General features: G+C 65.7%; 6 protein-coding genes, 1 pseudogene and 2 riboswitches. Of the genes and pseudogenes, 6 read left to right on the top strand and 1 reads right to left on the bottom strand.

The window, feature by feature from the left end; all coding sequences use genetic code 11:
- Positions 1 to 27: 27 nt before the first annotated feature.
- A complete protein-coding gene (locus VIR09_RS19860) occupies positions 28 to 546 on the bottom strand; it encodes a GNAT family N-acetyltransferase (RefSeq protein ID WP_332014418.1) in 519 nt (172 codons plus the stop codon).
- Between the two features lie 113 nt (positions 547 to 659).
- Here VIR09_RS19860 and VIR09_RS19855 point away from each other — a divergent pair, with 113 nt between their 5' ends.
- From VIR09_RS19855 to gcvT, 6 genes and pseudogenes are all read left to right on the top strand, one after another.
- Complete coding sequence (locus VIR09_RS19855) at positions 660 to 1,112, top strand: hypothetical protein (RefSeq protein ID WP_013396239.1); 453 nt, start codon at positions 660 to 662, stop codon at positions 1,110 to 1,112.
- Between the two features lie 266 nt (positions 1,113 to 1,378).
- Positions 1,379 to 3,640 carry an arginine/lysine/ornithine decarboxylase gene (locus tag VIR09_RS19850; RefSeq protein WP_332014417.1) on the top strand — a complete coding sequence of 754 codons (2,262 nt, stop codon included), beginning with the start codon at positions 1,379 to 1,381 and terminating at the stop codon, positions 3,638 to 3,640.
- On the top strand, positions 3,640 to 4,842 hold the full coding sequence (locus VIR09_RS19845) for an NAD(P)/FAD-dependent oxidoreductase (protein WP_332014416.1): 1,203 nt from the start codon (positions 3,640 to 3,642) through the stop codon (positions 4,840 to 4,842). Before VIR09_RS19850 ends, VIR09_RS19845 begins: the two co-directional genes overlap by 1 nt.
- A 147-nt stretch (positions 4,843 to 4,989) precedes the next feature.
- Complete coding sequence (locus VIR09_RS19840; protein ID WP_332014415.1) at positions 4,990 to 5,604, top strand: superoxide dismutase; 615 nt, start codon at positions 4,990 to 4,992, stop codon at positions 5,602 to 5,604.
- Positions 5,605 to 5,634: 30 nt separating this feature from the next.
- Positions 5,635 to 6,528 carry a ZIP family metal transporter gene (locus VIR09_RS19835; RefSeq protein WP_332014414.1) on the top strand — a complete coding sequence of 298 codons (894 nt, stop codon included), beginning with the start codon at positions 5,635 to 5,637 and terminating at the stop codon, positions 6,526 to 6,528.
- Between the two features lie 55 nt (positions 6,529 to 6,583).
- A riboswitch (glycine riboswitch) is annotated at positions 6,584 to 6,679 on the top strand.
- A 34-nt stretch (positions 6,680 to 6,713) separates the two neighbouring features.
- Positions 6,714 to 6,836, top strand: a riboswitch (glycine riboswitch).
- 86 nt (positions 6,837 to 6,922) lie between these two features.
- Positions 6,923 to 7,439 (top strand): annotated as a pseudogene (gene gcvT / locus VIR09_RS19830) (glycine cleavage system aminomethyltransferase GcvT); the annotation flags it as partial.

Here is a 7,439-nt window from a genome sequence, read left to right as displayed (position 1 = left end):
GACGCGGCCCGGCCTGACGCGGCCCGGCTACTTGCCGGCCAGCGGCAGCGCCATCAGCGCTTCATCGTAGAGTTCGCCGTTCACGCACAGCGCCTCGTGTTCGCGACCGTACTCGGTGAAGCCCAGACTCAGGTACAGGGTGGTCGCCGCCAGATTGTTGGCGGTCACGCTCAACTGCACCTGGCGGATGCCGCGCATGCCGGCCGCGTGGGCGATCGCCGCCTGCATCAACTGCCGGGCCAGGCCTTGGCCGCGCTGCAACGGCGTCACGTACATGCTCCAGATGTGCGCCTTGTGACGCATCTTCAGCTTGCGCTGCCGACCCACGCCGATGATGCCCGCCAGGGCCTCGCCGCAGAACGCGCCGAACATCGCGCTGTCGTCCGAAGGCAGGATCCAGCCGCGGATATCCTCCAATGTCAGCGTGTGTTCCTCTTCGTAACTCGATCCGAACGATTCGGGGGTTTCCACCAGGGCGTCCAGGCGCAATTGGCGCAACGGCGCGGCATCGGCGGGAACAAGGCGTCGGACGATGGCAGGGGGCATGGGCGGCAAGTGTTGGGAATAGGGAACGTTTGGCTGCGGTTTGGGCAGTATAGGGGGGCGCGCTGCCTATAATGGTCCTAACGCCGCTTGCGGTTTTCACAAAGGAGCCAATGATGTTCGGTTTCCTCAAGATAAACCAGGACGCCAAGCGCGACGAAGTCCAGGAAGAGTTCGTGGCGCGTGTGGCGGATGCCGCGCAGGAATTTGTCCAGGCAGCCGGTTCTACCGGCGCCGTGCTGGATTACACGCCGTCCAGCGTCCATGCGCTGGACGAAGCACTGGAGGCCGCCCACGTCGGGACCCTGCCTCTCACCCCCATGCAGACTGTCGGCGCCGCCGCCTACCTCTACGAGGTGGGACGCCGCGCGCATGGCGGCCTGTACGAAGTGTGCGACGACGAGGATCCGGTGGTGCTGGTCTGCGGCGAACCCGGAACCGAGGTCTGCTTCGGCGCCATCGCCAAGGTCGAACGGCGTATCCGCTATGGGTCCGCCGAGGCCATCCCGCCCTATTTCGAACAGTTCCTGACGGCCTTGCAGGCAGGCGAGGCGAGCACCATCCGTTAGCGTCCTGCAGCCCTGCGGGCGCCGGTGTGCTCTCCCGCACGGCGCGGGTTTCTGTGCTGAAAGCGTCCGCTTTTGGCGCGATGACAACGGCGGTCCGGGCCTTTCCGGGATTTCCCTTAGGACTGTAAGAAAAACAGCCCTACAATTCGGCCATTCCCGCCGCCCTGGCGGGTGCTCGCGCCGTCTGTCATCAGGCGGATTTTTACTAGAAGTACACTCGCGCCGCGTTACGCGTCCGAACCCGCCTTGCCCCCAGGAGCGCCTGCATGAAATTCCGCTTCCCCATTTTCATCATCGACGAAGACTACCGTTCCGAGAACGCGTCCGGTCTGGGTATCCGCGCCCTGTCCGCGGCGATCGAGGCCGAGGGCGTCGAGGTGATCGGGGTGACCAGTTACGGCGACCTGAGTTCGTTCGCCCAGCAGCAGAGCCGGGCCAGCGCCTTCATCCTGTCGATCGACGACGAAGAGTTCGACGTGGATTCGCCCGAGGACGTGGCCAGCGCCATCAAGAACCTGCGCGCCTTCATCGGCGAGCTGCGTTTCCGCAACGCCGACATCCCCATCTATCTGTATGGCGAGACGCGTACGTCCGAGCACATCCCGAACGACATCCTGCGCGAGCTGCACGGCTTCATCCACATGTTCGAGGACACCCCCGAATTCGTGGCGCGCCACATCATCCGCGAAGCCCGCAGCTACGTCGACAGCCTGCCGCCGCCGTTCTTCCGCGAACTGGTCAAGTACGCGCAGGATGGCTCGTATTCCTGGCACTGTCCCGGGCACTCGGGCGGCGTGGCGTTCCTGAAGAGCCCGGTGGGACGGATGTTCCACCAGTTCTTTGGCGAGAACATGCTGCGCGCCGACGTCTGCAACGCCGTGGACGAACTGGGCCAGTTGCTGGACCATACCGGCCCGGTGGCGGAATCGGAACTGAACGCCGCGCGCATCTTCCACGCCGACCACTGCTTCTTCGTCACCAACGGCACCTCCACCTCCAACAAGGTGGTGTGGCATGCCAACGTGGCTGCGGGCGACGTGGTGGTGGTGGACCGCAACTGCCACAAGTCGATCCTGCACGCGATCACGATGACGGGCGCGATCCCGGTGTTCCTGCGCCCCACGCGCAATCACCTGGGCATCATCGGCCCGATCCCGCTGGAAGAGTTCCACCCGGACAATATCCGCAAGAAGATCGAGGCCAACCCCTTCGCCCGCGAGGCGGTGAACAAGAACCCGCGCATCCTGACGCTGACGCAAAGCACGTATGACGGCGTCATCTACAACGTGGAAATGATCAAGCAGCAGCTGGGCAGCTATGTCGACACGCTGCACTTCGACGAAGCCTGGCTGCCGCATGCGTCGTTCCACGAGTACTACCAGGACATGCACGCCATTGGCGTGGACCGCCCGCGCAGCCAGGACGCGATGGTGTTCGCCACGCACTCCACGCACAAGCTGCTGGCCGGCATTTCGCAGGCCTCGCAGATCATCGTGCAGGAGTCCGAGACCCGCAAGCTGGACCGCAACGTCTTCAACGAAGCCTACCTGATGCACACGTCCACCTCGCCCCAGTACGCGATCATCGCGTCCTGCGACGTGGCCGCCGCCATGATGGAGCCGCCGGGAGGCACCGCGCTGGTCGAGGAAAGCATCCGCGAAGCCCTGGACTTCCGCCGCGCCATGCGCAAGGTGGAATCCGAGTTCGGCAAGAACGACTGGTGGTTCAAGGTCTGGGGCCCGAACCGCCTGGTGTCCGAAGGCATCGGCAACCGCGACGAATGGATACTCGAATCCAACGACCACTGGCACGGCTTCGGCGAAATGGCCGAAGGCTTCAACATGCTGGACCCGATCAAGGCCACGGTCATCACCCCGGGCCTGGACATGTCGGGCAGCTTCGGCGAAACCGGCATCCCGGCCGCTCTGGTGTCCAAGTACTTGACGGAACACGGCGTGGTGGTCGAGAAGACCGGCCTGTATTCGTTCTTCATCCTGTTCACCATCGGCATCACCAAGGGCCGCTGGAACACGCTGCTGACCGCCTTGCAGCAGTTCAAGGACGACTACGACCGCAACCAGCCGCTGTGGCGCATCCTGCCGGAATTCTGCCGTGACCATCGCCGCTACGAGCGCATGGGCCTGCGCGATCTGTGCCAGGAGATCCACAAGGCCTACCGCGAGCGCGACGTGGCCCGCCTGACCACCGAGATGTACCTGAGCGACATGGTGCCGGCGCTGAAGCCGTCGGATGCGTTTGCCCGCATGGCGCACCGCGAGGTCGAGCGCGTCGACATCGACAAGCTGGAAGGCCGCGTCACCGGCGTGCTGCTGACGCCGTACCCTCCGGGCATCCCGCTGCTGATCCCGGGCGAACGCTTCAACCGCACCATCGTCCAGTACCTGCAGTTCGCGCGCGAGTTCAACCAGCGCTTCCCGGGCTTCGAAACCTACATCCACGGCCTGGCCGACGAAGTGGGGCCGGACGGCGAAAAGCGTTACTACGTCGACTGCCTGATCGAAGACTGATGTTCGATGTAGCAGTACTCGGCGCCGGCGCCGCGGGCATGATGTGTGCCGCGGTTGCCGGCCAGCGCGGCTTGCGCGTGGTGCTGGTCGACCACGCCGAACGCCTGGCGGAGAAGATCCGCATTTCCGGTGGCGGCCGCTGCAACTTCACCAATATCGGCGCCGGCCCCGCCAACTTCCTCTCCGACAACCCGCATTTCTGCCGTTCGGCCTTGTCGGGTTATACGCCGCAAGACTTCCTGGCGCTGATGAAGCGCCACCACATCGCCTGGCACGAGAAGCATCGCGGCCAGTTGTTTTGCGACGATTCCAGCGAATCCGTCATCGAGATGCTGCGCGCCGAGTGCGATGCGGGCAGGGTGCAGTGGCGCATGGGATGCTCGGTGGCCGAGATCGGCCATGGCGAGCAGGGCTACGAGCTGCGCACCAGCCAGGGCCCGATCCGCGCCGCGAAACTGGTGGTGGCCACTGGCGGCATGGCCATTCCCCAACTGGGCGCTACCGATTTTGGCCTGAAGATCGCGCGGCAGTTCGGCCTGAAGGTGGTGGAGCCGCGGCCCGCCCTGGTGCCGCTGACCTTCGATGCCGAACAGTGGCGGTCCTTGTCTGAATTGTCCGGCGTGGCGCTGGAGGTCAATCTGAGCACGGGGCAGGGCAAAGCCCGCGGTGAATTCCTCGAGGATCTGTTGTTCACCCACCGAGGCCTGTCCGGCCCGGCCATCCTGCAGATATCCAGTTATTGGAAGCCCGGCGAGCCCATCGTGATCGACCTGGCGCCTGGCCGCGACCTGGCCGAGGAGTTGCTGGCGTCGAAGTCGGGCAACCGGCAGCAGTTGCATACCGTGCTGGCGGGCCTCTGGCCCAAGCGCCTGGCCGACCGTTGGCTGCACCTGGCGGAGCAGGGCGGCAAGCCCGGCCTGGCGGCGCTGCGCCTGGCGGACGCGCCGGACAAGACCCTGCGCGCCTTGGCGCAGGACATCCATCAATGGACCCTGGTGCCCAGCGGCACGGCCGGCTACAAGAAGGCCGAAGTGATGCGCGGCGGCGTGGACACGCGCGGCCTGGATCAGAAGTCCATGCAGGCCAAGACCACCACCGGCCTCTATTTCATCGGCGAGGCCGTGGACGTCACGGGCTGGCTGGGCGGCTACAACTTCCAGTGGGCCTGGGCTTCCGGCGTTGCCTGCGGCAAGGCGCTCTAGCTTTTCCGACGGGTATCGGCGCCGATAGTCCGGCGCTATGGCAGGAATTGCAAGCCTGCCGTTGTGATATCAAATAAAAATACTTATCATTTATGTTTCTGATACTGATCCAAACCCCGAACGGGGGCGGATCCCACGGAGACATGCATGGCCTATACCCTTCCGCCCCTGCCTTACGCCTACGACGCCCTGGAACCTCACATCGACGCGATGACGATGGAGATCCACTACAGCAAACACCATCAGACCTACGTCAACAGCCTGAACGCCGCGCTGGAGGGGGCGGGCATTGCCACTGACGAGCCGGTCGAATCCCTGGTGGCGCGGCTGGAGCAATTGCCCGACGCCGTCCGCGGCGCCGTGCGCAACCATGGCGGCGGCCATGCGAACCACAGCCTGTTCTGGGCGGTCATGTCCCCCGAGGGTGGCGGCGAACCGGACGGCGCCCTGGCGGCGGCCATTGAATCCGAGCTGGGCGGCCTGGCCGCTTTTCGCGACGCTTTCACCAAGGCCGCGCTGACCCGCTTCGGCAGCGGCTGGGCCTGGCTCTCGGTCACGCCGGCCGGCAAGCTCACGGTGGAAAGCAGCGCCAACCAGGATAGCCCCCTGATGCAGGGCAACACGCCCATCCTGGGGCTGGACGTGTGGGAGCACGCCTACTACTTGAGGTACCAGAACCGCAGGCCGGAGTACATCGGCGCCTTTTACAATGTCGTGAACTGGCCTGAAGTGGCACGCCGCTACGCGGCGGCCCAGCGCTAAGCGCATTCCTGGCAAGGAGGGCAGCGGCACATGAATACCTTCAGCCGTCATCGCGTGCGGCCTGCGGCCACCAGCATCAGCGTGTGGACCCTGGCTGTATTGGTGGCCTGCCTGGGCCTGCACCAGCTGTGGGCCTATCTGGACGTGCGCGCGCCGCACGTCGCCGATGCCCTCCTGGGCGGTCTGGTGGCCGCCGCCGCCACGGCGCTGGGCACCCTGCCCATCCTGTTTGCCCGCAGCATTCCGCAAAAAGTGCAGGACAGCATGTTCGGCTTCGGCGCCGGCGTGATGCTGGCGGCCAGCGCCTTTTCGCTAGTGGCGCCAGGCATCGCCGCGGGGCGCGACCTGGGCTACGGCCCCTGGGGCGCCGGGTTGACGGTAGGCGCCGCCCTGCTGCTGGGGGCGGCGGTGCTGCTGCTCATGGACCGTCTCCTGCCGCACGAACATTTCATCAAGGGCAGGGAAGGGATCGAGGCGCACCGCCTGCGCCGCACCTGGCTGTTCGTTTTCGCCATTACCCTGCACAACCTGCCCGAGGGCCTGGCCATCGGCGTGGGTTATGCGGGCAACGACGCCATGCGCGGTACCGCGCTGGCCACCGGCATCGCGATCCAGGATATTCCCGAAGGGCTGGTGGTGGCCGTGGCGCTGCTGGCGGCCGGTTATCAGCGCGCGTTCGCCGTCGCTCTGGGCATGCTGTCCGGCCTGGTCGAGCCGCTGGGGGCGGTGCTGGGCGCCGCCGTGGTCGGCTGGTCCGAGCCGCTGCTGCCCTGGGGCCTGGGCTTTGCCGCGGGCGCCATGCTGTTCGTGATCAGCCACGAGATCATTCCGGAATCGCACCGCAAGGGGCATGAGGTCTACGCGACCTGCGGCCTGATGCTGGGCTTCGTGCTGATGATGCTGCTGGATACGGCGCTGGCGTGAGGCCCACGCGGGCATTCCCTGACTGCGGCTTTCGTTGTATGCTTGCGCCGCTGTCACGCATGTTGCGGGAGAGAGCGGCCTATACGTCCGGCCGCCGCCGAAGGCGCAATTCGCCCGGAATCGCTCAGGTAACCCATACCGCCCATGCTTGCCCCGTCCCGGTTTTTTACCGTGTGGACCCGGCAAAACAGTACTCTGGAGAGACCTGGCGCCGCCCCTGAATCAGGGACATAGCGAGCAGCCCAGGCGCCGAAGGTGCAAACCCGCCACGCGGGGCAACTCTCAGGCAAAAGGACAGAGGGGCGGAAGATTCAGCCGCAGTGCAGGCGCAGGCCGCCATGCACCACCGGCATTCCGTAACCCTGGCAATACTGCCGTCCCGGAGTTTCCGCGCATGTCCGCAACCCTCAAACGCACCCCGCTGGCCGAAGAACACATCGCCTCTGGCGCACGCATGGTCGACTTCGGCGGCTGGGACATGCCGCTGGCCTACGGTTCGCAGCTGGAAGAACACCATGCCGTGCGCCAGGACGCCGGCATGTTCGACGTGTCGCACATGCTGAACGTCGACGTCATCGGCCCCGACGCCTTTGCCTTCCTGCAGCGCCTGGTCGCCAACGACGTGGCCAAGCTGACCGTGCCCGGCAAGGCCCTGTACAGCTGCATGCTGAATCCCCAGGGCGGCGTGATCGACGACCTGATCATCTATTTCTTCGCCGCCGACGAGTGGCGAGTCGTCGTCAACGCCGGCACGGCCGAGAAAGACATCGCCTGGATGCAGCGGGTCAAGCAGGCCGGCAAGTTCGACGTCGCCATTACGCCGCGCCGCGACCTGGCCATGGTCGCCGTGCAGGGCCCCAACGCCCGCGCCAAGGTCTGGGCCGCGCGTCCGGCGTGGCAGGCCGCCAGCG

The sequence above is a fragment of the Achromobacter sp. genome (assembly GCF_036567245.1).
Taxonomy (GTDB): domain Bacteria; phylum Pseudomonadota; class Gammaproteobacteria; order Burkholderiales; family Burkholderiaceae_B; genus Achromobacter.
Note: the sequence above shows the minus strand (reverse complement) of the source record. Positions and strands in the feature narration are given on the sequence as shown.